The sequence below is a fragment of the Nonomuraea sp. WAC 01424 genome (assembly GCF_003947315.1).
GTDB lineage: Bacteria > Actinomycetota > Actinomycetes > Streptosporangiales > Streptosporangiaceae > Nonomuraea > Nonomuraea spiralis.
The window spans coordinates 35,228-58,490 of record NZ_QHHZ01000014.1; the positions used below are offsets into that span (position 1 = coordinate 35,228).

General features: G+C 72.0%; 22 protein-coding genes. 17 read left to right on the top strand and 5 right to left on the bottom strand.

Annotated elements, in window-relative coordinates:
• The first annotated feature begins 11 nt into the window (after positions 1–11).
• A complete protein-coding gene (locus DMB42_RS34215) occupies positions 12–1,016 on the top strand; it encodes a sensor histidine kinase (RefSeq protein WP_125641332.1) in 1,005 nt (334 codons plus the stop codon).
• Complete coding sequence (locus DMB42_RS34220) at positions 1,013–3,076, top strand: histidine kinase (protein ID WP_125641335.1); 2,064 nt, start codon at positions 1,013–1,015, stop codon at positions 3,074–3,076. The genes DMB42_RS34215 and DMB42_RS34220 overlap by 4 nt, the downstream gene beginning before the upstream one ends.
• Here DMB42_RS34220 and DMB42_RS34225 read toward each other — a convergent pair.
• Positions 3,073–4,098, bottom strand: coding sequence for a P1 family peptidase (locus tag DMB42_RS34225; protein WP_125641338.1), 1,026 nt, complete (start codon positions 4,096–4,098; stop codon positions 3,073–3,075). The genes DMB42_RS34220 and DMB42_RS34225 overlap by 4 nt on opposite strands.
• A gap of 84 nt (positions 4,099–4,182) precedes the next feature.
• Complete coding sequence (locus tag DMB42_RS53555; protein ID WP_185845000.1) at positions 4,183–4,857, bottom strand: hypothetical protein; 675 nt, start codon at positions 4,855–4,857, stop codon at positions 4,183–4,185.
• Positions 4,858–4,998: 141 nt separating this feature from the next.
• On the opposite strand from DMB42_RS53555, the gene DMB42_RS34235 reads away from it, so the two are divergent.
• The 6 genes from DMB42_RS34235 to DMB42_RS34260 all read left to right on the top strand — a co-directional run bounded on the left by DMB42_RS34235 (position 4,999) and on the right by DMB42_RS34260 (position 11,788).
• Positions 4,999–7,131, top strand: coding sequence for a sensor histidine kinase (locus DMB42_RS34235; protein ID WP_185845001.1), 2,133 nt, complete (start codon positions 4,999–5,001; stop codon positions 7,129–7,131).
• A gap of 40 nt (positions 7,132–7,171) precedes the next feature.
• Positions 7,172–7,834, top strand: coding sequence for a response regulator transcription factor (locus tag DMB42_RS34240; protein ID WP_260478122.1), 663 nt, complete (start codon positions 7,172–7,174; stop codon positions 7,832–7,834).
• A gap of 67 nt (positions 7,835–7,901) precedes the next feature.
• Positions 7,902–8,321, top strand: a complete 420-nt coding sequence (locus tag DMB42_RS34245) for a hypothetical protein (protein ID WP_125641350.1) — start codon at positions 7,902–7,904, stop codon at positions 8,319–8,321.
• A gap of 58 nt (positions 8,322–8,379) precedes the next feature.
• Positions 8,380–9,009 carry a TetR/AcrR family transcriptional regulator gene (locus DMB42_RS34250; protein ID WP_125641353.1) on the top strand — a complete coding sequence of 210 codons (630 nt, stop codon included), beginning with the start codon at positions 8,380–8,382 and terminating at the stop codon, positions 9,007–9,009.
• Entirely contained in the window at positions 9,006–10,370 is a 1,365-nt protein-coding gene (locus tag DMB42_RS34255; RefSeq protein WP_125641354.1) for an MFS transporter, read from the top strand. The genes DMB42_RS34250 and DMB42_RS34255 overlap by 4 nt, the downstream gene beginning before the upstream one ends.
• The gene (locus tag DMB42_RS34260) at positions 10,367–11,788 is read left to right on the top strand and encodes an aspartate aminotransferase family protein (RefSeq protein WP_125641356.1); all 1,422 of its coding nucleotides are present in this window, start codon (positions 10,367–10,369) and stop codon (positions 11,786–11,788) included. Before DMB42_RS34255 ends, DMB42_RS34260 begins: the two co-directional genes overlap by 4 nt.
• A 6-nt stretch (positions 11,789–11,794) precedes the next feature.
• On the opposite strand, the gene DMB42_RS34265 is transcribed toward DMB42_RS34260, so the two are convergent.
• Positions 11,795–12,013, bottom strand: a complete 219-nt coding sequence (locus tag DMB42_RS34265) for a DUF397 domain-containing protein (RefSeq protein WP_125641358.1) — start codon at positions 12,011–12,013, stop codon at positions 11,795–11,797.
• Positions 12,006–12,863: a helix-turn-helix transcriptional regulator gene (locus DMB42_RS34270; protein ID WP_125641360.1), complete on the bottom strand. Its 858-nt coding sequence runs from the start codon at positions 12,861–12,863 to the stop codon at positions 12,006–12,008. The genes DMB42_RS34265 and DMB42_RS34270 overlap by 8 nt, the downstream gene beginning before the upstream one ends.
• Before the next feature lie 119 nt (positions 12,864–12,982).
• Between DMB42_RS34270 and DMB42_RS34275 the strand changes: the two genes are divergently transcribed.
• From DMB42_RS34275 to DMB42_RS34285, 3 genes are all read left to right on the top strand, one after another.
• On the top strand, positions 12,983–13,387 hold the full coding sequence (locus DMB42_RS34275) for an ATP-binding protein (RefSeq protein WP_125641362.1): 405 nt from the start codon (positions 12,983–12,985) through the stop codon (positions 13,385–13,387).
• Positions 13,388–13,464: 77 nt separating this feature from the next.
• Positions 13,465–14,070: a TetR/AcrR family transcriptional regulator gene (locus DMB42_RS34280; RefSeq protein WP_125641363.1), complete on the top strand. Its 606-nt coding sequence runs from the start codon at positions 13,465–13,467 to the stop codon at positions 14,068–14,070.
• 4 nt (positions 14,071–14,074) lie between these two features.
• Entirely contained in the window at positions 14,075–14,563 is a 489-nt protein-coding gene (locus tag DMB42_RS34285; RefSeq protein ID WP_125641367.1) for a cupin domain-containing protein, read from the top strand.
• 3 nt (positions 14,564–14,566) lie between these two features.
• Here the strand turns inward: DMB42_RS34285 and DMB42_RS34290 are convergent, their stop codons facing one another.
• Entirely contained in the window at positions 14,567–16,540 is a 1,974-nt protein-coding gene (locus tag DMB42_RS34290; RefSeq protein WP_125641369.1) for a family 10 glycosylhydrolase, read from the bottom strand.
• A 227-nt stretch (positions 16,541–16,767) separates the two neighbouring features.
• Here DMB42_RS34290 and DMB42_RS34295 point away from each other — a divergent pair, with 227 nt between their 5' ends.
• The 6 genes from DMB42_RS34295 to rbsD all read left to right on the top strand — a co-directional run bounded on the left by DMB42_RS34295 (position 16,768) and on the right by rbsD (position 23,232).
• Positions 16,768–18,288, top strand: a complete 1,521-nt coding sequence (locus DMB42_RS34295; protein WP_125641372.1) for an N-acetylmuramoyl-L-alanine amidase — start codon at positions 16,768–16,770, stop codon at positions 18,286–18,288.
• A 121-nt stretch (positions 18,289–18,409) separates the two neighbouring features.
• Complete coding sequence (locus tag DMB42_RS34300) at positions 18,410–19,417, top strand: LacI family DNA-binding transcriptional regulator (RefSeq protein ID WP_125641375.1); 1,008 nt, start codon at positions 18,410–18,412, stop codon at positions 19,415–19,417.
• Positions 19,390–20,916: a sugar ABC transporter ATP-binding protein gene (locus tag DMB42_RS34305; RefSeq protein ID WP_125641378.1), complete on the top strand. Its 1,527-nt coding sequence runs from the start codon at positions 19,390–19,392 to the stop codon at positions 20,914–20,916. The genes DMB42_RS34300 and DMB42_RS34305 overlap by 28 nt, the downstream gene beginning before the upstream one ends.
• Positions 20,906–21,883 (top strand): ABC transporter permease, encoded by a 978-nt coding sequence (locus DMB42_RS56090; RefSeq protein WP_308427334.1) that lies wholly within the window; start codon positions 20,906–20,908, stop codon positions 21,881–21,883. Before DMB42_RS34305 ends, DMB42_RS56090 begins: the two co-directional genes overlap by 11 nt.
• Before the next feature lie 18 nt (positions 21,884–21,901).
• The gene (locus tag DMB42_RS56095) at positions 21,902–22,846 is read left to right on the top strand and encodes a substrate-binding domain-containing protein (RefSeq protein WP_125641384.1); all 945 of its coding nucleotides are present in this window, start codon (positions 21,902–21,904) and stop codon (positions 22,844–22,846) included.
• Complete coding sequence (gene rbsD, locus DMB42_RS34320) at positions 22,843–23,232, top strand: D-ribose pyranase (RefSeq protein ID WP_125641387.1); 390 nt, start codon at positions 22,843–22,845, stop codon at positions 23,230–23,232. Before DMB42_RS56095 ends, rbsD begins: the two co-directional genes overlap by 4 nt.
• Positions 23,233–23,263: the final 31 nt, after the last annotated feature.

A 23,263-nucleotide genomic window follows, 5' to 3' on the forward strand; every position in this document is an offset into this window, starting at 1 on the left:
AGCCCGTACGGGTGCGGCTGCAGAGCGCGGTCGACCGGCTGTTCAAATGGGAGCGGGATCCGTACCGGCTGGCCGACCGGGTGAGCCGGAGTGTGCAGGAGGCCAGCGGGCCGGCCGAGGCCCTGGCGTCGGCGGCCCACGCGGTGCGGCTGGCTCTGGGGGCGCGCGGCGTCGCGGTCGAGGTGGTGCTGCCCGGCGGCCGGGTACGCAGCGTGGCCGCGGGCGAGGTGGGCCCCGCCCCGACCGTCGAACGCCTGGTGTGGCAGGGCAAGTCGATGGGCTGGTTGTCGATCGCCGGCGAACCGCGCGACCGGGCGCTGCTGGACATGCTGGCCAGGCAGCTCGCCGAGGTCGCCCACGCCGTACGGCTCAGTGCCGACCTCCAGCGCTCGCGCGAGCGCATGATGTCCACCCGCGAGGAGGAACGCCACAAACTCCGCCGCAACCTGCACGACGGCCTCGGGCCCACGCTGACCAACCTGGCGATGAGCGTCGACCAGGCCCGGCTGAGCCTGACCAGCGACCCCGGCTCGGTCGAACCGCTGCTCAGCACGGCACGCAGGCAGATGACCGAGGCCATCGTGGACGTCCGCGACCTGGTGTACGGCCTGCGCCCGCCCGCGCTCGACGACGGCGTCCTGGACGAGCTCGGCCTGGAGAGCGCCCTGCGGCTGCTCGCCGACGCGCCCGGCCCGAGGGTGGACGTGGTGGTGTCGGGGTCGCTGGCCGACCTGCCGGCCGCGGTGGAGGTGGCGGCGTACAAGATCGCGCATGAGGCGGTGGCGAACGTGCGCCGGCACGCCCGCGCCACCACCGCCCTGATCAGGGTGGAACGGCGGGACGCGCTCTGGCTGACCGTGTCGGACGACGGGATCGGGCTGCCCGAGCAGCGCCGCCAGGGCGCGGCCCTGATGCGCGGGCGGGCGGAGGAGGTGGGCGGCGTGTGCGACCTGGACGTACGGCCCGGTGGCGGCACCGAGGTCGCCGCGCGACTCCCCCTCAGGGAGCCACGATGACCCCCCGGAACGGTCCCACCTCCACGCCCCCTGGCCCTGGGCAAGGGGCTGAGGGCGGTGCGGCCGGGCGGTCCCGCGCGAGGGTGTGGCGGCGGCGGGCCGTGCTGACCGGAGTGTGGACCCTGGCCGTGGTGTCGCTGGTGGCCGTGCTGGTGGCGGCGGTGCTGGCCGCGCAGGTCGAAGGGCTGGCCGACACGCAGGGGCTCGACCCGATCGGGCTGATGTTCCCGCTCGCGGGCGCGTTCCTGATCTCCAAGCGGCCCCGGCTGCCGTTCCCGTGGCTCATGTGGGGCGTCGGCGTCATCTGGTCGGCGTACTCGCTGTTGTTCGGCCTGACCGGCTGGATGTACGTGCACGCGCCCGGCCCGCTCCTGCCCTATGTCGCCTGGCCGGCCATCTGGTTGTGGTTGCTGGCGGTGCCCACGTTCACGGGGATCATGCCGCTGCTCTTCCCCGACGGGCGGCTGCCGTCCAGGCGCTGGCGGCCGGTGCTCTACGGGAACGTGACGCTCATGGTCGGGCATTCGCTGCTGCTCGGCCTGTCCCCCGACCCGTCGTTCGAGCTGGGCGTGCCGGTGGGCAACCCGTTCGGGGTGGCGGCGCTGGGCACGGTCCCCGAGGTCGTGGAGTCGTGGATCGGGCCTCCGATGATCCTGCTGTGCCTGCTCGGCGTGGTCTCGCTCGGCTTCAGGTACCGGGCGGCGACCCCCGAGGTACGCCGCCAGATCACCTGGTACTTCTACGCCATGGCGATCTTCGTCGTCTACTGGATCGTCAGCGCGGGCAACCAGGACACCTTCATCATCGGCCTGCGGGTCTTCCTGGCCGCGGGAATCCCCATCTCGATCATCGCCACCGTGCTGCGCCACCAGCTCTACGGCATCCGGCTCATCCTCAACCGCACGCTCGTGTACGGCACGCTCGCGGTCGGCGCCGGTCTCACGTACTCGGTGCTCATCTGGGCGGCCAACAGCGTGGCGGGCGACTACGGCGCGGTGGCCGGGCTCGCCTCCGCGATGGTCACCGGCGCGGCCTTCCATCCCGTACGCCTGCGGCTCCAGCGCTCGGTGGACCGGCTGTTCGACGTGGAACGCGACCCGTACCGGGCGGCCGACCTGCTCAGCCGTACCGTGCAGCGGGCCGGTGGCCCGGCGGGGGCGCTGGCCGAGGCCATCTCCGTCGTGCGTACGTCGCTGGCCGCCCGCGGGGTGGGCGTGGAGGTGGCGGGCGAGCCCGCGTTGTCGTTCGTGGACGGCGAGCTGGGCGCCCGGCCGCGGACCGTCGAGCTGACCTGGCACGGCGAGCCCGCCGGGTGGCTGCGGATCGCCGGGGCGCGGCCGGGCCGCGAGCCGCTGGCCGTCATGGCCAAGCACCTGGCCGAGCTGGCGCACGCCGTACGGCTCAGCACCGACCTGCGGGACTCGCACGAGCGGATCAGCGCGACCCGCGACGAGGAGCGGCGCCGGCTGGGCAGGGAGCTGCACGACGGGCTCGGCCCGACGCTGACCAGCGTGACGATGACCCTGGACGAGGCGCGGCGGCGGCTGGAGCGTGACCCGGAGTCGGTGGAGGAGCTGCTGGTCCGGGTACGCGAGGAGATGACCAGCACGCTCATGTCGGTGCGCGAGCTGGTGGACGGGCTCCGGCCGCCCGCGCTGGACGAGCTGGGCCTCGCGGGCGCACTCCGCGCCTTCGGCCAGGCCCCCGGCCCGCACGTCGAGATCGTCGTGCCCCCGGCCCCCGACGGGTCCGAGGGGGTGCTCGACGGGTTGCCGGCGGCGGTGGAGACGGCCGCGTACCGGATCGTGCAGGAGGCGCTGACGAACGCGCGCCGCCACGCCCAGGCCACGTCGGTGCTGGTCACGTTGCGGCGGGAGGACGAGGCGCTGCGGCTGTCGGTCGCCGACGACGGGACCGGGCTGCCCGATGAGCCGTGGCCGGGCGTGGGGCTGACGTCGATGCGGGAACGGGCCGCCGAGATCGGCGGTACGTGCGCGATCGGCCCCCGTACGGGCGGCGGCACCGAGGTGACCGCCGTCCTGCCGCTCACCCCGGACTAGGCGCCGCCTCCCGGAAGCCGGTCGTACGGGACGGCATGACGGGTACGGCCGCCGACGCCTGTCGTGGTCGTCGCCATGAACAGGGAATTGAGCAGCGCCTCCTCGACCGAGTCCATGACCGCGGCGAACACGGGGTTCAGCGCGGCGTCGGGCATGGCCGTGAGCTGCGGTGGCGCGGTGGTGAAGGCGATGGCGTAGTCGCCGCTCCCGTGGGAGTACGACGCCCCCACGCGGCCCATCGCGAAGATCGCCCGGCGGGACAGGCGGGCGAGTTGACGTGCGTCGAGTGGCGCGTCGGTGGCCACCACGATCATGCAGGAGTTGCCGGCGGGCTCCTCGTTCGCCTCTCCCGGGATGAGTTCTTCGACCGGCATCGGGATGCCGCGCACGGTCAGCACGCCGCCGAAGTTCGACTGGACGAGCGCTCCGACCGTGACCGGAGCGCCGTCCACCACCAGCTGCCGGGACGAGGTGCCGATGCCCGCCTTGAACCCCAGTGCGGTGGTCCCGGTGCCGGCCCCCACGCATCCCTCGGCGGGCAGTCCGCCGGAGGCCCCTTCCAGCGCTTCGAGCACGTGCCGTTCGGTGATCGGGCGGCGCCGGATGTCGGACAGGAAGCCGTCGTTGGTCTCCCCCACGACCGGGTTGAAGGAGATGCCCTCCGGGTCGCCGTCCATGAGATGGGTGACCAGGGCGTCCGCCGCCCGGAACGCCGACAGGGTGGCGGTCAGGACGACGGGTGACTCCAGCACGCCGAGTTCGTCGATCTGGGTCGAGCCGACCAGCTTGCCGTATCCGTTGCCGGCGTACACGGCCGCGGGCAGCCCGCGCCGTTCGGCGGTCAACTGCCGCGGGACGATGGCGGTGACCCCGGTGTGCAGATCGGCGCCGTCGTCGATGGTGGTGTGGCCCACCAGGACGCCTTCGACATCGGTGATCGCGTTCAACGGCCCGGTCGGCAGGGCGCCGACGACGACGCCCAGGTCGCGCGCCCGCGCACGCGCGGTGAGTTGTTTGTCCATGATGATCCGATTATCGGGGCTACGCTCCGCCGACGTTCGCGCGGCGTCGCGGCATCTGGTGCCAGTGGCACGTCCTCCGAGCGGTCAGTCGGTCAGCCCGGGACGCAGCGCGAGGAGGGCGCCGAGGGTGGCGTACCCGATGACCAGGTGGAAGCCGCCGACCCAGTTCGAGACCGAGTCGCCGAACAGCACGTACGTCGGCACCGTCACCACGGCCCAGCTCTCGGCGACGAGCGGCCACCACCGCAGGGCCCCTCGCCAACGCCCGGCCAGGGCGACCTTGATGCCGATGGCCATCATGCCCAGCATGGACACCGGCCAGAACACGTCGAGCGCCTGCATCACCGGCCCGTCCTGGAGCTCGTCGGGCAGGACACCGTGCAGCAGGGACCAGACGGCGGCCAGCCCGAGCAGGACCAGCTCGACCTTGAGCATGACCCTGGCGAAACGGGAGATGCCCGTCGCCCGGGTCCGGATCTGCACGGCGAGCAGGGCGAAGATGCCGAGCTGGAAGAGCAGCCCGGTCAGGTCGCCGACCCGCTCGCCGAAGCCCTGGGCCTGGCTGCCGTAGACGAAGATGCTGGCGGCCCAGCTGAGAGTGCCGGCGCTGAGCGCGAGACCGAGCTTGCGCACGGCGGCCGGGCTGATGGCGGGACCGGTGTCGGGGGCGTCCGAGGGGGCGTCGGAGAGCGGCGGGGTGGTGGTGGTGGGCACGTCGGTGCGGGCCCTCGCGGGGGTGGTGCTGATCTTGGCGTCCACGGGACGGTCCTTCTCCTTCAGGGGATGTCGTGCCTCCAGGTTTCCGGCGGGCCGCCCCGGGCGGGCAGAGCCGCCGGTCCCGGCTTCGGCGGGACTCCTGTCCCGGGACGTGGGGACACGGCGTCGGGTGTAATACATGCCGTGCCAGAAAACGCACGTCTCCCCCTTGCCGCGGCGGCCCCGGACACCGCCGCGTCCGAGCCGCCCGCCGCCCGTGACCGGGCCGCCGCCGGGACGGCCATCCTCGGAGCGGCCGTATTCGGGGTGGCCGTACTCGGGGTCGGGATCGCGGTCGCCACGGTCGTGCTGGACGTCGTGGCCCGCGACGTGCGGTTGCCGGCCGCGTCGGAGCTGGAGGCCGGGTGGCCGGCCGCGCTGACCGGGCTCGCGCAGCTCGTGCCCGGCGTGCTGCTGCTGCGCCGCCTGCCGCGGCATCCGGTGGCCTGGGTCCTGGTCGTGTTCGGGCTGCTGTGGCTGCTGGACGGCCTCACGGGAAGCTGGGCGACGTACGCCGCCTACGTCTCGCCCGGCCTGCCCGGGGCCGCGGCGGCGTACTGGTCCTACTCGCGGTTCGGGGCGTCGTTGCTGCTCGGGCTGCCGCTGCTGATCCTGCTGTTCCCCGACGGCCGGCTCCCGGCCGGACGGGTGTGGCGGGCGTTGTCGGTGACCAGCCTCGTCCTGACCGGGCTGCTCACGGCCCTGCTGGTGACCGCGCCGACGGCGGTGATGGAGCGATACCACGACCGGACGATGCCGCCGGAGATCGCCCGGCTCGGCCTCGACTTCCTGTCCGTGGACCTGCCGTACGCGTTCTGGGAGCCGGCGCTGGCGCTGGCGTACGCGTCGGTCCTGGTGAGCCTGGTGGTGCCGTTCGCGTCGATGGTACGCAGGTACATACGGGCCGACGCCGAGCGGCGGGCCCAGATCCGGTGGCTCATGTGGGCCGCGCTGATCGACATGATCGTGCTCCTGCTGCCGCTGTCGTTGTCGCCGCAGATCCCGGCGGTGCTGCTGACACTGGCCATCGGGCTCACCGCGGCGGCCGTGGTGGTGGCGGTGACCAAGTACCGGCTGTACGACATCGACAGGCTGCTGTCGGCCACCGTCGCCTACGGCCTGCTCGCCGCGCTCGTCGTGCTCGTGGACGTGGTGGTGTTCACGCTGGTGGGCAGCGTGCTCGGCGAGCGGGACTCGGCGCTGGCCGCCATCGCGATCGTCGCCGTCCTGTACGCGCCGCTGCGCACCTGGTTGTGGCGGGCGGTGCGCCGGCTCGTACGCGGCTCCAGGGACGACCCGTACGCCGCGGTCTCGACGCTGGCCGAACGGCTGGAGCTGGCCACGGACCCGGACGAGCAGCTGGTCGCGGTGGCGAGGACGCTGGCGGAGGCGTTCCGGCTGGCCTACGTGCGGGTGGAGATCGAGCGGCCGGGCGGCGAACGTTCCGTGGTCGAGCACGGGTCGCCGCGCGGGCCGTCGGTGTCGCTGCCGGTGGCCTACCGGGGCGAGACGGTGGGGCGGCTCGTGTTGTGCCGTACCGATCTGACCGAGCGGGACCAGCGCCTGCTCGGCGACCTCGTACGCCAGGCCGCCGCGGAGGCGCGGGCCGTCGAGCTGAGCGCGGACCTCCAGCGCATCCGCGCCCGGCTCGTCCTGGCCCGCGAGGAGGAACGCCGCAGGCTCCGCCGCGACCTGCACGACGGGCTCGGCCCGAGCCTGGGCGCGGTGGTGCTGCGCATCGAGGCGGCCCGCAACCTGGCCGGCAGCGCGCCCGAGCAGGCCGACCGCATCCTGGAGCAGACGGCCGCCGAGGTCGGCGGGGTGCTGGCGGACGTACGCAGGCTGGTGCACGACCTGCGCCCGCCCGCGCTCGACGAGCTGGGCGTGCAGCGCGCGATCGAGCAGCAGGCGGGCCGGTTCCGCCCGGCCGGGCTGGACGTGCGCGTCACCGGCGAGGGCCCGCTGGACGCGCTGCCCGGCGCGCTGGAGGTGGCGGCCTACCGTATCGTGTCCGAAGCGCTGGCCAACGTGGCCAGGCACGCGGGCGCGACACGCTGCGACATCACGCTGACCGCGCGGGAGGGGACTCTTGTGGTGGCGGTGCACGACGACGGCACGGGCATCGGCCCCGACGTGGCGGCGGGCGTGGGCATGCTCTCGCTGCGCGAGCGCGCGGCCGAGCTGGGCGGCGACTGCCGGGTGACCTGCCCGCCCGGCGGCGGCACCCTCGTCACGGCCCGGCTCCCGATGTCCCCGCCGGAGAACCCCGATGCCTAGCCAGGAGCCCGCATCCGGCGGCGCGCCTTTGTCCGGCGGGGTGCCTTTGTCCGGGGGCGAGGCGATCAGGGTTCTGCTGGCCGACGACCACCCGGTCTACCGGGACGGGCTCGCGCTGCTGCTGGGCTCGATCCCGGGCATCGAGGTGGCCGGGACCGCCGCCGACGGCCCCGAGGCGGTCGAGCGCGCCGCCGACCTGCAACCTGACGTCGTGGTGATGGACGTCCGCATGCCTGGGCTCGACGGCATCGAGGCCACCAGGCGCATCGTGGCCGACAGCCCGCACGTCGCCGTCGTCGTGCTGACGATGTCGGAGGAGGACGCCACGCTGTTCGCGGCGATGCGCGCGGGGGCCCGGGGCTACCTGCTCAAGGGCGCGGGCCAGGGCGAGATCGTACGCGCGATCACCGCGGTCGCGCACGGGGAGGCGATCTTCGGCCCGGCGGTCGCGCTCCGGGTCGCCGAGTTCTTCCAGGGGGCCGCCGCGGCTCCGGACGGCCCGGCCTTCCCGCAGCTCACGCCGCGCGAACGGGAGATCCTCTCGCTGGTGGCGGCCGGACGTTCGAACGCGCAGATCGCCTCGGCCCTGTTCCTGTCGCCGAAGACCGTGCGCAACAACGTCTCCAACATCTTCGCCAAGCTCCACGTCGCCGACCGCGCCGAAGCCATCATCCGCGCAAGAGACGCCGGCCTCGGCAAATAAGCCGTTCAGGACGTAAGACGCCGACTCGGCAAATGAGCCGTTCGAGGCTGCGGCACGTCATAAGGGTATGAAGAACTGGCGAATCGTGCTCCTGCCGGCGCTCGCGCTGGCCGCCACGGTGTCCGCGTTGCCCGCCGAAGCGGCGACCGCGCAGAAGAAGGTGCTGGTCGAGCTGCGCGAGGAAGGCGGCTACGCGGGGTTGCAGAACCGCGTGACGGTCTACACCGACGGCTGCGTACGGCTCGGCCGCCGTACCGGGCCGGTGGTGGCCAAGTGCCTCACGGGCAAGGAGCAGCGGCAACTGCGCGGCTACCTGAAGGAACTGAAGATCGGCCGGTCCGAACGCCCGCCGCAGGGCGCGGACTTCCTCAGCTACACGCTGATGTACAAGGGCCACCGTGCCACCCGCTACAACCTGCCCCGGAGCTGGAAGCCGGTGGTGGCGCACCTGGACAAGATCCTCGTCAAGTACTGGGCGGCGGACTGAGCAAAGTCCTCCATCAAACGATTGACCAAGAGGGTCGGGCGGAACTACCGTCGGTCGTATGACACCTGCCGACGGCGGACAGCCGGCCGTGATCCTCAAGGCGGCCACCCAGCTCTTCGCCGCGCTCGGCTACGACGGCACCTCCACGCGCCAGATCGCCGACGCGGCGGGGCTGAACATCGCCACCGTCAACTACCACGTGGGCGGCAAGCGCGAGCTCTACCTGACCGTCATGGAACGGGCACACCTGGCGGAGAAGGCGGCGCTGGACCAGGCGCTCGCCCGGCTGCCCGGTGACGACCCGGTCGCCTCCATCCACCGCCTTGTGGACGACTACCTCGACTTCTGCGTGGACAACCCCGAGATCCCCGCGCTGTGGATGCACCGCTGGCTCTCCGACGCCAGTGACATCACCGAGCTGGAACGCCAGTACGTCCAGCCCCTGGTCTCCGCCGTGACCGGCCTGCTGCGCCCGGCGGTCGAGGCCGGCGTGATCGACGCCTCGGTCGATCTGGAGTACGCCATGTGGACGGTCATCTGGTCGGTGCACGGCTTCGCCAAGGGCGGCGTCCTGGACGCCGACGGCCGCCGCCGGGGCGCGGGCGACCGGGCCGCGCTGCGCCGCTTCCGCGCCCACCTGCACCTCACCCTCCACCGCACGCTCGCCCTGCCCGGCGACCCGCGATGACCGTCGCCCGGCGGCCCGCGACGCCCCCGGCGGGCGCCGACCGGCTCGGCCGCGACCGGCTGCTGGGGTACGGCGTCGGCTCGGTCGGCACCGGCGTCTTCTCCGCCGTGCCCGGCCTGCTGCTGCTCTACTACCTGACCGACATGCTCGGCGTGCCCGCCGCCGTCGCGGGCGCCGTACTGGTCGCGCCGAAGATCTGGGACGTGCTGCTCAACCCGCTCGTCGGCGCCGCCAGCGACCGCGAGGCCGTGCGCACCGGCCGCCGGACGCGGCTGCTGGCGGTGGGCGCGGCCACGTTGCCGGTGGCGTTCGCGCTGATGTTCGCCGTGCCCGGCGGCGTCTCCGGCGGCACGGCGGGGGCCGTGTGGTCGGGGGTGGCGTTCCTGCTGGCCGCGACCGCGTTCGCATGCTTCCAGGTGCCGTACGTGGCCCTGCCCGCGGAGATGTCGGCGAGCCCGGCCGAGCGGACGAGGATCATGTCCTGGCGGGTGGTCTGCCTGACCGTCGGCATCCTGGTCGCCGGCGGCCTCGCCCCCGCCGTGGTGGACCTGGCGGGCGGCGGCAGGCCGGGGTACGCGGTCATGGGCGTCGCGATCGGCGCGGTCATGGCCGCCGCGCTCGTGGCCGCCACGCTGGGCACACGCTGGATGTCGTCGCGTCCCGGGCCCCGCCAGCTCGGGCCGGTGGCGGCCTTCCGCATGGCCAGGGGCAACCGGCCGTTCTTCGCGCTGCTGGCGGCGTTCGTGACGCAGGCGCTCGGGGTGGCGGTGATGCTGGCGGGCGCGCCGTACGTGGCGTCGTACCGGCTGGGCGACTACGGGCTGACCTCGGTGATGTTCGTCTGCCTGGTGGGCCCGAGCATGCTCGCCGTACCCGTCTGGGCCAGGCTGGCCCGCGCCTATGGGACCGTACGCTGCTATCTGGCCGCCTCGGCCGGGTTCACCGCCGTGGCGCTCGCCCTGGTCCCGGCCATCGCGGCGGGCAGCCTGACCGCCACGCTCGCGCTGACGGCGCTGGCCGGGGTCTGCTACGCCGCGCTGCAACTGCTGCCGCTGTCGCTGCTGCCGGACACCGTGCACGCCGACGCCGTCCGTACCGGCCACGCCCAGGCCGGCGCGTTCACCGGGTTGTGGACGGCGGGCGAGACCGCCGGGCTCGCCCTCGGCCCCGGCCTGTTCGCGCTGGTCCTGGCTGTCTCGGGGTTCGTCTCCGCACCCGTGGAGTCGCCCGTCGCCCAGCCGCCCGGCGCGCTGACCGGGCTGCTGCTCGGCTTCACCGCGCTGCCCGCCCTGCTCATGCTGATCAGCCTGCCGTTCGTCATCAGGTACGGCCGGCTCGCCCTCGCCAAGGAGACCGTGTGACCCTCCCCCCGACCGGAAGAACCGTCGAGGACCTGCTGGCCGAAGTGGCCAGCATGAAGCAGCACGACCTGCCGGTACGGGGCGGGCAGGTGACCGCGTACGTCTACGACACCGGCCGGCCCGAGGTGCACGAGGCGGCGGCCCGCGCCTACTTCGAGATGCTGGAGGTCAACTGCCTGGACCCGACGGCCTTCCCCAGCATCGTCGAGATGGAGAAGCAGGTCGTGGGCGCGGTCGCCGACCTGCTCGGCGGCGGCCACGGCGTCTTCACCAGCGGCGGCACCGAGTCGATCATGCTGGCCGTCAAGGCGGCCAGGGACGCGGCCGGACGGGCGACCCCCAACCTCGTGCTGCCCGTGACCGCGCATCCGGCCTTCCACAAGGCGGCCCACTACCTGGGCCTGCGGGTCAAGGCCGTGCCGGTGAACCTGGAGACGTACAAGGTGCGGGTGGAGGACGTCGCGGCGGCGATCGACGAGGACACGGTCCTGGTGGTGGTCTCGGCGCCGTCGTACCCGCAGGGGGTGATCGACCCGGTCGCGGAGGTCGCCGCCGTGGCGGCCGAGGCCGGCGTGGCCTGCCATGTGGACGCGTGCGTGGGCGGCTGGCTGCTGCCGTGGCTGCGGGAGGCGGGGGCGGACGTGCCCCCGTTCGACCTGTCGGTGCCCGGGGTGACGTCCCTGTCCTGCGACCTGCACAAGTTCGGCTACGCGCCGAAGGGCGCCTCGGTGGTGCTGTTCGCCGACCCGGCGACGCGGCGCAGGGCGTACTTCGCGTCGGCGGCCTGGCCGGGCTACACGATCATCAACGCCACCGTGCAGAGCTCCAGGTCGGCCGGGCCGCTCGGCGGCGCCTGGGCCACCCTCCAGGCACTCGGCCGGGAGGGGTACGTCGAGCTCGGCCGCGCCACGCTGAAGGCGGCGTCCCGGCTCCGGGAGGGCATCGCCGCGATCCCCGGACTGCGGGTCCTGGGCGAGCCCGAGTCCTCGCTGGTGGCCTTCGCCGGCGACGGGATCGACGTGTTCGTCCTGGCCGACGCGGCCCGCGAGCGCGGCTGGTTCCTCCAACCGCAGCTCTCGTACGCCGGAATCCCGGCGAACCTGCACATCACGGTCACCGGCGTGACGCTGGCCGGGGTGGAGGCGATGCTCAACGTGATCGCAGACTCGGCGGAGACGGCCCGGCGGCGCGGCCCTGCCGCGGTGCCGGACGGCCTGCTCGAACTGATCGCCGACCTCGACCTGGACGCCCTGGACGACGCGACGTTCGCCGAACTGGCCGCCTCGGTGGGCGTGGACCTGCGTCCGGGCGCGGGCCAGCCGGGGATGGCGACGGTCAACGCGGTCCTGGACGCCCTCCCCGCCGAGACCCGGGAAGCCCTCCTCCTCCGCTTCCTGTCCGTGATCTACGCTTCCTGAGCGTCCTCAGGGCAGGTCGAACTCGCCCTTGGCGGCCCCGTCGAGGAAGGCGAGCCATTCGTCCCGGGTGAAGGCCAGGGTCGGGCCTTCACCCTGATCCTTGGTGTCCCGGACGAGAACGCCGTCATCCGCCCGCCACATCACCTCGACACAGCTCCCGCCGTTCCCACCCGACGCCGCCGCCTTGGTCCACACTCCTGTACGGAGACCGCTCGCGTCACTCATAGCTCTCCATCACCTCGCGGATGATCTCGCGGCTCCTGTCCACGGGGAACGCCATGCCGGACAGGGCCTCCCATCGCACGATAAGCGCTTGCACGGTTCTCGCGCGATTGGTCACCCGGCCTTCCTCGGCACTCTCCAGATAGGCGTGATCAGGCCCCCCGTCCAGAAGCGTGGCCACCTCGAAGGCGCCGAGGCATCCAACGGTGAGCCCCGCCCTCAACGGGACGACTCGCAGCGTGACGTACGGAGGGTTGAGCACGTCGAGCAGCTTGGCGAGCTGTTCTCTCATCACCTCCGGTCCCCCGACCGGCCGGTGGAGGACGCTCTCGTCCACGAGGGCGGAGTAGATCGGCGGGGTTTCGCGACCGAACACGGATTGCCGGTGCAGCCGGAACCGCACGGCCTCCTCCGCCTCCCGCTGCACGGCCCCCGGCTCTCCCAGAAAGACATGTCTGGCGTAGCTCTCCGTCTGCAGGAGGCCGGGGATCAGCAGGGGTTCGGACGTCCTGATGGTGTGGGCCGCCGCCTCCACCTTGGGCCACTCGCGGAACCAGCGCGGGCCCAGCGCGCCGTGGATCTGGGGCAGCAGCTCCGTCAACTGGCCCTTGAGCCCGAGTGCCTTCTCCACCTCGCGGGTGAAGTCCTCGCTCGGCTTGCGCAGGAGGCGTTCCACGTGCCCGACCGCGCTCTCGCTGTAGGCCAGCCGGTCCGCCAGACGCTCCTGGCTCAAGCCGTGATCCGTACGGAAGGTACGCAGGCGTCTGGCGTACTCGGCCCACGCCTCCTTGCTGGCGTCTGCTTCTTCCTGCGGCATGTCACGCCCTTCCACCAGAGTTTCACGCAGAGGCATGGCGTACTCACTGTAAGGAACTGTACGGCCGATTCCACAGGCTAGTCGGCCGAATCCACCGCATCCTGAGAACCCGCGTACACGCGATCTCAGCCTGTACGCCCATCCCGGAGGTGATCATGTCCAGTTCCCTGCACGCGGGCGTCAAGCTGTGGACGGTCGGCGAGCTCGACGACCCGGCGATGCTGCCCCGGCTGGCGCGTACCGAACTGGCGGCGTGGTTGAGGGCGGATCACCAAGCCCTGGACGACCTGCGGCTGATCGCTTCGGAGCTGGTCGCGAACGCGTTGCAGCACGCGGCGGCGCAGTGGGTTCGGCTGTCCCTTGCCCCAGAGGCGGGGTTCTGGCGGCTGGCCGTGACCGATCCGGGCCGGGACGGGCTGGTTCCGCGTCCCCGCGTGCCGGCGGACACGGACGCGTCGGGACGCGGGCTCCTGCTGGTGCACGAGCTGACCAGGGGGCTGTGGGGGACCTACCAGGACAGGACGGGGGAGCGGACCGTGTGGACGCTGGTACCTCGATAGCCGCAGTTTCGATACTCGGGTTGCGTAATTCGTCCGCCGCCAGTTACGCTACCTAGGTAGCGAAAAGGAGGCAGGGCATGGTGGGACGGCCGCGCAGGAGTGATGTCGACGAGAGCGTGATCAAGGCGGCCACCGAGCTGCTGCTCACCCGCGGCTACGCCGGTCTGTCCCCCGACGAGGTCGCCGAGCGGGCCGGCATCGCCAAGACCACGCTCTACCGCCGCTGGCCGACCAAGGACCACCTGGCCGTGGCGATCGTCAACCGGCTCCAGGACCATGACGAGATCACCGACACCGGTGACATCCGCCGCGACCTGCCTGCGTACCTGGAGAAGATCGCGGCCGGGCTCAACCGGATGCGCACGGCCGGCCGCGCGCCCGGCGACGACGACCCGTCGGCGGGCACGGTGGCCGAGCTGGTGGCCGCCGCCGCCCGTCACCCCGACGTCGGCGAGCTGGAACGCCAGATGTACGCCCGCCGCAACACCCTGGCCCGCGCCCTGCTCGAACGGGCCAGGGACCGCGGCCAGCTACGCGCCGACCTCGACATCGAGGCCCTGTTCGACCAGCTCGCCGGGGCCCTGTACTACCGCGTCCTGATCACCGGCTCCCCCGTGGACCGCGCCTACGCCGAACGCCTCGTGGACACCGCCCTGCGCGGCGCCACCCCCGAGAACGGATAACACCATGTCGCTCATCGACCCCCGCACCACCGCCGTCATCCGCTCCGTGGACGCCGAGCGCACCGGCGGCCCGCCCAGCACGGGCCGCATGCTGCTCGACTCCAGCGCGACCGGCGGCGCCCTGAGCACCATGCGCATCACCCTCGGCGAGGGCGCCGACGGCGCGGTCCCGCACACCCACACCACCGCGTCCGAGATGTTCTACGTTCTGGACGGCCGGGTGCAGGTGTTGTCCGGCGACGAGGTGATCACCCTTGAGCAGGGCGACGTCGCCGTCGTGCCGCCGGACGTCGCCCATGCCTTCGGCGCGGCCCCTGGCGCCGAGGCCGACCTGCTGATCGTCATCACGCCGGGCGTCGAGCGGTTCGAGTACTTCCGCCTGCTGGCCCGGCTCAAGGCCGGCGAGGCCACGCTCGAAGAGCTGCTGGCCTCGCAGGACCGCTTCGACAACCACTTCCTCGACAGCCCCGCCTGGACGAAGGCCCGCTCGTGAGGGTCAGACCTTGGTGATCCGGACGGCGTCGGCGATCACGTAGCCGGTCGCCGAGGTCCACCGGCTCACCCCGACCACGTTGTACGTCCCCGCCGCCAGCGTGTACGTCCCCAGCACCCGCCACGCCCCGCCGCCCGTGCGCTGGTCCACGTTGACGGTCTGGTTGCCGCCCGAGGCCGCCACGATGTGCGGCGCGGAGCCGTTGTACCCCGCGTTGGCCGGATACCAGACCTCCACTCGGTAGCTGCCCGCGCTCGGGATCGCCGCCCGGAACCAGGCCGGGTCGCTGGCCGCGACCGGGTCGGCGAAGCGGTAGTCGGCGCCGTGCGCCTGGGTGGAGTAGGACGAGGTGCCCCAGGACGCGGAGGCCGTGAAACCGGCGTCGGCGTTGTCGATCACGACGCTGAAGCCGCCCGTGCCGCCCGACGCCCGGCCCGCGCTCGGCGCGCTCTCCTGGTGGGTCCTGCTCAGCGCGGTCACGTAGTAGGTGGACGCGCCGCCGCCGGGGTCGGTGTAGGAGGTCTGCCTGGTGGTGGCGATCAGGTTGCGGGCGTCGGCGAAGAAGCACGGATCGGCCGAGGGCGGCGTGCCGGCCACGCGGTAGACCGCGTACGCGGTGCCGGAGCCGGTCCAGGTGAGCTGGACGCCGTTCGAGCCGGCCGTGGCCGAGGTGATCGAGGGCGCGGCGGGCGCGACCCCCGAGCCACGGGCGGGCAGCAGGGCGGGCTTGGCGTAGTGGTCGGTGACGAGCTTCGTGATCGCCCCGATCCGGTCGGCCTTGACGTCCTTGGCGCTGAAGTAGACGTCACCGGCGATCTCAGGATGTTTCCTGTTGTCGTACAGGTGGTCGCTCAGCTCGGCCGGGTCCTGCCAGGCGGCCTCCTGCCCCGAGGCGCCCGCCCGGTAGGCGGCCTGCCCCACGACGAGCTGCACGCCGGTGCCGCGTACGACGTCCGACCACCACGCGGTCAGCACCTCGTAGGCGGCCGTGGAGAACCCGATGTGCCAGTAGATCTGCGGCGCCAGGTAGTCGATCCAGCCCTGCTTGACCCATTGGCGGCTGTCGGCGTAGATCGCGTCGAAGGACTGCAGGCCGGACGTGCGCGAGCCGAGCGGGTCGGTCGAGGAGTTGCGCCAGATCCCGAACGGGCTGATCCCGAACGACACCCACGACTTGGCGGTGTGGATGCGCTGGCCGAGCTCGCGGACGAGCAGGTTGACGTTGTCGCGCCGCCAGTCGGCGATGTTGGGGAACGCGCCGCCGTACTGGGCGTAGGCGGCCGAGTCCGGGATGGCCTGGCCGCTGACCGGATAGGGGTAGAAGTAGTCGTCGAGGTGCACGCCGTCCACGTCGTAGCGGGTGACGGCGTCCATGATCGCGTCCTCGATGAAGTCGCGTACCGCCGGAATGCCGGGGTTGTAGTAGAGCTTCCCGCCGTAGGCGAAACGCCAGTCGGGGTGCTGCCGCGCGGGATGCGTGGAGACCAGCTTGGACGGGTCGTCGTTGTTGGCCACCCGGTACGGGTTGAACCAGGCGTGGAACTCCAGGTTCCGCGCGTGGGCCTCGCTGACCATGAACGCCAGCGGGTCATAGCCCGGGTTGGTCCCCTGGGTGCCGGTCAACCACTGCGACCACGGCTCGTACGGGGACGGCCAGAACGCGTCGGCCGTCGGCCTGACCTGCACGATCACGGCGTTCATGCGCTTGGCGACGGCCAGGTCGAGCCAGGCCCGGAACTCGGCCTGCTGGGCGGAGACGCTGAGCCCGGTACGGCTCGGCCAGTCGATGTTGGCGACCGACGAGATCCACATGGCCCGGAGCTGCCGCTTGGGCGTCGCGGGATCGGTCGCGCAGGCGGCTGCGGAGGTTGTGGAGGTGGGGGCTGCGGAGGCGGGGGCGGGAGCCACGGCGGTGACGACGGCGGTGACGACAACGGCGGTGAGCGCCGCCAGGACGGTACGCAGGAGCGCGGTCACGAAGGGAAGTTTCAGCCTCTTGACAGCAAAGCGCAATAGTTTTCAGGGGCCCAACTTTCAGGCCACCTGTTCGCCAACGGGCGGAAAGTTTCACCTAACACGTCTGTAATGTCAATTATCGACATTGTGTCAGGAGTGACGTACGTTGGGCCGCATTCGGCGGCCAAACGCGGGTCGGGCTTCCGCGCCCGCGTTCCATCCGTCACCCCCCAACGAGGAGCATCCCCATGATTCTCGCCCGCACGCGATTAGCTGCCCTCGCCACCTCCGCCCTCACCGTCGCCCTGATCACCGCGGGCCAGCCTGCCGCCCAGGCCGCCAGGGAGCCCGCCCTGCCCGCGGCGTTCGCCAAGGCCGCCGCGGCCAGCGACGTGCCCCGCGACCTGCTGGTCGCCCTCGCCTATGCCGAGACCCACCTCGACGACCACCAGGGCAAGCCGAGCGCCAGCGGCGGCTACGGCCTGATGCACCTCGTCAGCAACCCCACGAACCACGCGCTGGAGAAGGCCGCCGAGCTGACCAGCCTGCCGGTCGAGAAGCTGCGCTCCGACAACGAGTCCAACATCGTCGGCGGCGCGGCCGTGCTCCGCTCGTACGCCGACGAACTGGGCCCGGACGACGCCGCCCGCAAGGACGCCGGCCGCTGGTACCAGGCCGTCGCCAAGTACGGCAACGCCTCCTCGCCGGAGACCGCCCGCCTGTACGCCGACTCGGTCTACGAGCAGCTCGGCCTGGGCATCAAGGCCAGGGGCGTGACCGTCAAGCCCCAGGAGGTCACCGCCGACCGCGGCGAGTACGCCAACGCCCCCGACCTGAACGCGCGCTCCGACGTCGGCGTGCTCAGCACCGACTACGGCCCGGCCGCCTGGGTCCCGGCCAGCTCCAGCAACTACACCGCCTCCAGCAGGCCGTCGAGCTACGCCATCGACCGCGTGGTCATCCACGTGACGCAGGGCTCGTACGCCGGGACGATCTCCTGGTTCCAGAACTCCGCCGCGCAGGTCTCGGCGCACTACGTCGTCAAGTCCTCCAACGGCGCCATCACCCAGATGGTGCGCGAGAAGGACGTCGCCTGGCACGCCGGCAACTGGACGTACAACACCAGGTCCATCGGCATCGAGCACGAGGGCTACGTCAGCGAGGCCTCGTGGTTCACCGACGCCATGTACCGCGCGTCGGCGGCCCTGACCAAGGCCATCTGCGACAAGTACGGCATCCCGAAGGACCGCGCCCACATCATCGGGCACAACGAGGTCCCCGGCGCCGACCACACCGACCCCGGGTCGTACTGGAACTGGACCACGTACATGAACTACGTGACCGGTGGCGGCACGCCTTCGTGGTCGACCACGGTGGACAACACCACCTCCGGCAAGTTCACCGCCAGCGCCAACTGGGGCACCTCCGCCTACTCCAGCCAGCGTTACGGCGCCGACTACCGCTTCGCCGACCCGGTCGCCTCCAGCGACCCCGCCTGGTACCAGGCCGCGATCCCCAGCGCGGGCACGTACAAGGTGGAGGTCTGGTACCCGGGCGATCCGGGGTACAACAGCTCGGCGCCGTACATCGTGGCGGCCTCGGGCGGTAACCAGACCGTCTACGTCGACCAACGGTCGGGCGGCGGAAGCTGGCACAGCATCGGCACCTTCTCGCTGAACGCCGGCACCTACAACGTCGTCGGCATCAGCCGGTGGACCGCCGGCACCGGCCTCGTCATCGCCGACGCGGTCCGGATCAGCAAGGTCTGAGCAGGCCGGACCACCCGAAAGCCGGCTCACACCCTCGCCCCCGGGGGTGTGAGCCATTTCACTTTGCCAATCATGTAATCGATTTCATAAGCTGCCGTGTAATCGATTACACGGAGGAACGATGGCAAGGATCAAAGATGTCGCCGCGCAGGCCGGTGTCTCCGTCGCCACGGTCTCCCGCGTGCTCAACGAGAACCCCTCGGTCAACGAGGAGACCCGGCGCCGAGTCTATGACGCGATGAACCAGCTCAACTACGTGCCGAACGCCGTCGCCCGCTCCCTGCGCACGACCGCGACCAGGACGATCGGGCTGATCATCGGCGACGTCCTCAACCCGTTCTTCACCGAGCTGGCCAGAAGCGTCGAGGACGAGGCAAGGCGCGAGGGCTTCACGGTCGTTATGGGCAACGCCGACGAGCGCGCCGACCAGCAGGACCACTACGTGCGCACGCTGCTGGAGCAGCAGGTCGACGGCCTGCTGATCTGCCCGACCGCCGAGGTCACGCCGCTGGTGCAGCAGCTCGCCGAGGCCGGCCGGCCGGTGGTGTTCCTCGACCGTACGATCTCCGGCCTCGACGTGCCCTCCGTACGCTCCGACGGCTCGGCCGCGATCGGCGAGCTCGACCGCCACCTGCGCGAGCAGGGCCACCGCCGGATCGCCCTGGCCTCCGGCCCCGCCACCCTGTCCACCGGACGGGAACGCACGGCCGCCTTCGCCGCCGCGATGACCGCCGAGGGCCTGGAGGTGCGCCCCGAGTACGTGCGCCCCGGCGACTTCCGCGAGGGCAGCGGCCGGCGCATCACCGCCGAGCTGCTCGACCTGCCCGAGCCGCCCGAAGCCATCTTCTTCGGCGACAACCTGATGACGCTCGGCGGGCTGGAGGAGATCCAGTCCAGGGGCCTGCGCATCCCCGCCGACGTGGCCGTGGCCTCCTTCGACGACGTGACCTGGTTCAAGCACACCGCGCCGCCGATCACCGCCATCGCCCAGCCCACCGCCGAGATGGGACGCCTGGCCGTGCGGCTCGTGATCGACCGCATCCAGCGCGGCCAGGCGGCCGACTCGCACGTCCTGCCTGCGCACCTGGTGATTCGCCGATCATGCGAGCGGAAAGGGATCATGGAGTGAGCGCGGAGATACTCAAGGCCGAGGGCCTGCGCAAGGTCTTCCCCGGTGTGGTGGCACTCGACGGCGTCGACCTGAGCCTGCGCCCCGGCGAGGTGCACGTCCTGCTGGGCGAGAACGGCGCGGGCAAGAGCACGCTGATCAAGATCCTGTCCGGCGCGTACCGGCCGGACGGCGGGCGGGTCAGCGTGGACGGGCAGCCGGTGGACATCCGCGCGGCGGGCGACGCCCAGCGGCTCGGCATCGCCACCATCTACCAAGAGTTCAACCTGGTCCCGCAGCTCACCGTGGCCGAGAACCTGGCGCTCGGCCGGCCGCCGCGCCGGTTCGGCCTCGTGGACAAGAAGCGTATGGAACGGCAGGCCAAGGCGCTGCTCGACCGCGTCGGCGTGGACGTCGACCCGGCGACCCCGGTCTCCCGGCTCGGCATCGCCCGCATGCAGATGGTGGAGATCGCCAAGGCGCTCGCGCTCGACGCCCGCGTGCTCATCATGGACGAGCCCACCGCCGTGCTCACCTCGGGCGAGGTGGCCAAGCTGTTCACGATCGTCCGCCAGCTCCGCGACGAGGGCGTCTCGATCGTGTTCATCACCCACCACCTGGAGGAGATCGCCGCGATCGGCGACCGGGTGACCGTGCTGCGCGACGGCAGGTCGGTCACCGAGGTCCGCGCGGACACCCCGCAGGACGAGCTGGTCAGGCTCATGGTGGGCCGCCCGATCGACCAGCAATTCCCGCGTCAGACCACCGAACGCGGCGAGGCGCTGCTCAAGGTGTCCGGCCTCGGCCGCAGGGGCGTCTTCGACGACGTGTCGTTCGAGGTGCGCGCGGGCGAGGTGGTCGGGGTCGCCGGGCTGGTCGGCGCGGGCCGCACCGAGGTCGCGCGGGCCGTCTTCGGCGCCGACCGCTACGACGCCGGCGAGGTCGTCGTCCGCGGCAACCGTCTGGCGCCCGGTGACGTGCACGCCGCCATGGAGGCCGGGCTCGGGCTGGTCCCGGAGGACCGCAAGGGCCAGGGCCTCGTGCTCGGCGCGGACGTGGCCGAGAACCTGGGCCTGGTCACCATGCGCGCCGCCACGCGCGCCGGCTTCGTCGACCGCGCCGGCCAACGAAGGGCCGCGGCGAAGGTGGCCGAGCAGCTCGGCATCCGGATGACCGGCCTGGACCAGGAGGTCCGCACGCTGTCCGGCGGCAACCAGCAGAAGGTCGTCATCGGCAAGTGGCTGGTCGCCGACGCGGGCGTGCTCATCCTCGACGAGCCGACCCGCGGCATCGACGTCGGGGCCAAGGTCGAGATCTACCAGCTCATCAACGCGCTCACCGCCTCCGGGCACGCCGTGCTCATGATCTCCAGCGATCTGCCGGAGGTGCTCGGCATGAGCGACCGCATTCTGGTCATGGCCCGCGGCAGGCTCGTCGGCGAGCTGCCCGCGGCCGGGACCACGCAAGACGACGTCATGGCCCTCGCGGTCACGGATGTGGAGGGTCCCCGTGCCAAGTAGCACCGTTCCGAACAAGCTCACCGGGCGCCGGTCGCCCGCCGCGGCCTGGTTCGCCGAGAACGGCGCGCTCGCCGCGCTCGTCGTGCTGGTCGTGGCGCTGTCGTTGTTGTCGTCCGACTTCCTCAGTGTGACGAACCTGCTCAACGTCGGCGTCCAGGCGGCCGTGACCGCGATCCTGGCCTTCGGCGCCACGTTCGTGATCGTCACCGGCGGCATCGACCTGTCCGTCGGCTCGGTCGCCGCGCTGTCGGCGATCGTGCTGGCCTGGACGGCCACCAGCGCCGGGCTGCCGTGGCCGGTCGCCGTCGTGGTCTCGCTGGCCGTCGGCGTCGTGTGCGGCCTGGTCAACGCGGCCCTGATCGCGTACGGCAAGCTGCCGCCGTTCATCGCCACGCTGGCCATGCTCGGCATCGCCCGCGGCCTGGCCCTGGTGATCTCGCAGGGCAGCCCGATCGCGATGCCCGACGCGGTGTCCCACCTGGGTGACACGCTCGGCGACTACCTGCCGATCCCGGTGCTGGTGATGCTGGTCATGGGCGTGATCGCGGCCGTCGTGCTCAACCGCACGTACCCGGGCCGGGCCATGTACGCCATCGGCGGCAACGAGGAGGCCGCCCGGCTGTCCGGCATCAAGGTCAACCGGCAGAAGCTCATCACGTACGCGCTGTCCGGCGTGTTCGCGGCGGTGGCCGGGATCGTCCTGGCCAGCCGCCTGGCCTCGGCGCAGCCCCAGGCCGCCGCCGGCTACGAACTGGACGCGATCGCGGCCGTCGTCATCGGCGGCGCGAGCCTGTCCGGCGGCAAGGGCAGGGCGCTCGGCACCTTCGTCGGCGCGCTCATCCTCGCCGTCCTGCGCAACGGGCTGAACCTGCTGTCCGTCTCGGCGTTCTGGCAGCAGGTCGTGATCGGCGTGGTGATCGCGCTCGCGGTCCTCGTCGACACCCTGCGGCGCAGGGGAACGAACTAGGAAAAGGAAGTAAAGATCATGCGGATTCCCGCGATTGTCATGGCCGGCGCCGCGCTCACGCTCGGTCTGGCCGCCTGCGGCTCCTCCGGCGACGGCGGATCCGGCGGCACGTCCTCGGGGGGCGGGGACATCAAGATCGGCATGTCGGTGTCGACGCTGAACAACCCCTACTTCGTCCAGCTGCGCGACGGCGCTGAGGCCGAGGCGAAGAAGGAGGGCGTCACGCTGACCGTCACCGACGCCCAGAACGACGCCTCCCAGCAGGTGAACCAGGTCCAGAATTTCACCAGCCAGAGCATGAAGGCGATCATCGTCAACCCGGTCGACTCCGACGCGGCGGCCCCGGCGGTCAAGGCGGCGGACCGGGTCAAGATCCCGGTGATCGCGGCCGACCGCGGTGTCAACGGCGCGGAGGTGGCCCAGACCGTGGCCTCCGACAACGTGGCCGGCGGCAAGCTGGCCGCCCAGGAGCTGGCCAAGCAGCTCGGCGAGAAGGGCAACGTGGTCGTGCTGCAGGGCACGGCGGGCACGTCCGCCTCGCGCGACCGGGGGCAGGGCTTCGCCGAGGGCATCGCCGCGTACCCGAACATCAAGGTCGTGGCCAAGCAGCCGGCCGACTTCGACCGCACCAAGGGCCTGGACGTCATGACCAACATGCTCCAGTCGAACCCCGACATCACCGGCGTCTTCGCCGAGAACGACGAGATGGCGCTCGGCGCGATCAAGGCCGTGGGCGCCAAGGCAGGCCAGCAGGTCAAGATCGTCGGCTTCGACGGCACCCCCGACGGCCTGAAGGCCGTTCAGGCGGGCACGCTGGCCGCCACCGTCGCGCAGCAGCCGAAGCTGCTCGGTCAGCAGTCCGTGCAGGCGGCGGTCAAGGCCGCCAAGGGCGAGGACATCGCCAAGACGGTGGCGGTGCCGGTCAAGGTGGCGACCAAGGAGAACGCCGCGGACTTCCAGTGAAACGCGCGGGGATTCTGAACGCCGAGCTGGCGGGGGCCATGGCCCGGCTCGGCCACACCGACCAGTTGCTGGTCTGTGACAGCGGGATGCCCGTGCCGCCCGGCGTGCGGGTGGTCGACCTGGCCTTCCTGCCGGGCATCCCGGCCTTCGCCGACGTGCTCGACGGCCTGCTGGCCGAGCTGGTCGTCGAGGCGGCGACGGCGGCCGAGGAGGTGCGCGTGGGCAATCCCGGCTGCGCGGACCTGCTCGCGGCCCGCCTGGCGGCGCTGGCGTACGTGCCGCACGAGGAGCTGAAGCGGCTGTCGGCCGGGGCGCGGCTGGTCGTCCGTACGGGGGAGGCCACGCCGTACTCGAACGTGATCCTGCGCTGCGGGGTGGCGTTCTAGGTACGCCGATAGGGTGATCGCGCACAGAACG